General features: G+C 60.0%; 2 protein-coding genes. Both read right to left on the bottom strand.

Going from position 1 to position 2,547, the window contains the following annotated elements:
- Positions 1 to 63: 63 nt before the first annotated feature.
- Entirely contained in the window at positions 64 to 1,494 is a 1,431-nt protein-coding gene (locus ACW9JC_RS29990) for an aminotransferase-like domain-containing protein (protein WP_457459575.1), read from the bottom strand.
- A 214-nt stretch (positions 1,495 to 1,708) separates the two neighbouring features.
- The gene (locus ACW9JC_RS29985) at positions 1,709 to 2,413 is read right to left on the bottom strand and encodes a hypothetical protein (protein WP_338584846.1); all 705 of its coding nucleotides are present in this window, start codon (positions 2,411 to 2,413) and stop codon (positions 1,709 to 1,711) included.
- Positions 2,414 to 2,547 lie beyond the last annotated feature (134 nt).

Below are 2,547 nucleotides of genomic sequence, written 5' to 3'. Positions count from 1 at the left end.
CTTTTGATCTTAAAAAATCAAAACCAAAAGATCGCAGCCTGCGGCAGCTCCTATGGTTCGTGGTTAACCCTGATTTTTCAGGATTCGGCCTAATGTCTCCAACGCCCCGTCAATCCTCGGCGAATACGGCGTCCCACACCCAATTCGCACAAAATTCCCGAAGCGCTTGGCATTGGAAAAGATATCCCCAGGTGAAATCTGGATACCAACGTTCAACGCCTCATGAAAAAGCGCCATGGCCGAATGCTGCGCAGGCAATTCCACCCACAGCAGCGTGCCGCCCTGAGGGTTTGTGACTCGGGTGCCGTCGGGAAAGTAGCGAGTGATCGCCGCGCTCATCTGCTGGCGCTGTTGCGTCAGGGTTTTCCTCAAGCGTCGCAGGTAGCGTTCGTAGGAGGGTGTTGCCATGAACGCGCTGACCGCCAATTGCGACAACGCTTCGCAACCACGGGACTGGGTGTGCTTGAGCATTTCCACGCGGTCGTGCCATTTGCCGGCGCTGATCCAGCCCAGGCGCAGGCCCGGTGCCAGGGTTTTGTTCAGCGAAGCGCAATAGATCACGTTGTCGGTGCGGTCCCAGTGCTTGAGGGTGGACAGCGGTTGCTCGGTGTCCACCAGATCACCGTAGGTATCGTCCTCGATCAGCACCGTGTCGTGCTCGGCGCACAGTTTTACCAGTCGAGCCTTGTGGGTGTCGGGCATGATGCTGCCCAGCGGATTGTGCAGGTTGGGCATGACGATCAATGCCTTGATCCGCTCGGGGCCTTGCAGCAGATGTTCGAGCGCCGGCAGGTGAATCCCCGCGTGGGTCGAGGCCGGGACTTCCAGCACCCGCAGGTTCAGGCTTTCGAGAATTTGCAGCAGGCCGTAGAAAGTCGGCGACTCCACGGCCACGGTGTCACCGGGGCGGGTCACGGCCCGCAACGCCAGATTGATCGCTTCGGTGGCGCCGTTGGTGATCACGATGCGCTCGGCCGTCAGGTTGGTTTTGGCGGTCAGCATCCGACGCGCAAGGACATTGCGCAGCGCAATGTTGCCACTGGTTGGCCCCGTGGTATCGAACACATGTGAGTCCTGGCGCAGCGTCTTGATCATGTTGTCCTGCAGCGTCTTGAGCGGATAGAGCTGCGGCGCGCAGTAGGCGCTGGCGAAATTGACCTTGACCGTCGCCCGCTGACTGGCCTTGAGCACCGAAGACACCTGCTCATGAATACCGACGTAGACACCGCTATCCAGCGGCGGTGGCACGGCGATCAGCGCGGGTTTGCCCGGTGTGTCGGGCTGGCGGATGTAGTTGCCCGAGCGCGGCCGCGCTTCCAGCACGCCATAGTCCTCAAGCTCCCGGCACACCTGCACGGCGGTCGACAGGCTGACGGCATGTTTCTCCATCATCAAGCGGATCGAAGGCATGCGTTCGCCGGTTTTCAACGTGCCGCTGCGGATGGCGTCCAGGTAATGATTGGCTAACTGACGGTAGAGCGGGAGCGTGTTCATGATGACCTCGGCAGTCGCACCACTGAGGTCTTGGGCTGGAAAGTGAGTCGACGCTTCCCGCAGACGGACTCGTGATGCTGATGGGGGAAGGGAAGTGTTGTTCTGGCGTTGATACTGGAAGAGTAATCGGGGATTCGCCGGAATCGCGGGCAATAAAAAGCCCCGCTCTGGGGCGGGGCTCTGGGTGTTGCGGCGCTTGATGCGCTGGCGGGAATTACTGCGCGGCGATGCTGTAGCCGTCGAATGCGGTCTGCTGTTGCAGGGCGGTGATGATGTTCTTGCGGTTGACCGCTTGTTCGGCCCCGGCATTGTCCAGGAACGTCTCGCTTTCCAGCTCCGCCTCATCGCCTTCACCGACAAAGGTGAACCCGAGGAATTCCAGGGCTTCACGGTCGACGCTCAGGCGCGAGCGCGGGGTGCGCAGCGGCAAGGTCACGCTGATGCCGTCCTTGCTGATGGTGAACACTTCGACTTCTTTCTTGGCCTTGGCGGCCTTGCTCTTGCCGCCGCTCGGGTTGCTGATCGCCTGGTGCGTCTGGTTCAGCACTTTCAGGGCCAGGCCGTAGACGATTTCCTGGAACGCCGGGTCGTCCTTGAAGCTGGACAGGATGCGGCCGATCGAGAACTTGCTGCTCAGGTCTTCCAGGGCGGCGATGTCGGCGGCCTCGGCGTCCTTGAGTTGCTTGAGTTCGCCCATCAGTTCGTAGGCTTTGTCATCGTCGAAGCTGTCGTGGGCCTGGCGGATCGCGGCGCGCAGTTCGCGGATCTGGTCGCTTTCGCGGGTGGACTGGAAAGCGTCCAGCACCATCTCGCTGATGGTTTTCGCCTGGGACACGTGTTGTGAAAGATTGATGGAGTTTTCGTATTCCGCTTTGGACGACAGGGTGACTACGGATTCAGCGGTGTTGGAATCGGACATTGAAATTTCACTACTTTTTTAGCTTGAATTGGGGCGAGAAAGCACGGGGGCTTTTTCAGGTCGCCTAATCTATTGGACCGGGGCGGCGTTGTCACGACCCAATAGACGAAGCCCCTGTAGGAGCTGCCGCAGGC

Source organism: Pseudomonas sp. SDO5591_S426 (assembly GCF_054070755.1).
The sequence above is the reverse complement of the archived record's forward strand: the minus strand, read 5'-3'. Positions and strand labels throughout refer to the sequence as shown.

Bases quoted from the DNA above. Each gene is read 5' to 3' on its own strand.
- ACW9JC_RS29990 (WP_457459575.1), bottom strand. From the start codon at position 1,494: ATGAACACGCTCCCGCTCTACCGTCAGTTAGCCAATCATTACCTGGAC.
- ACW9JC_RS29985 (WP_338584846.1), bottom strand. From the start codon at position 2,413: ATGTCCGATTCCAACACCGCTGAATCCGTAGTCACCCTGTCGTCCAAA.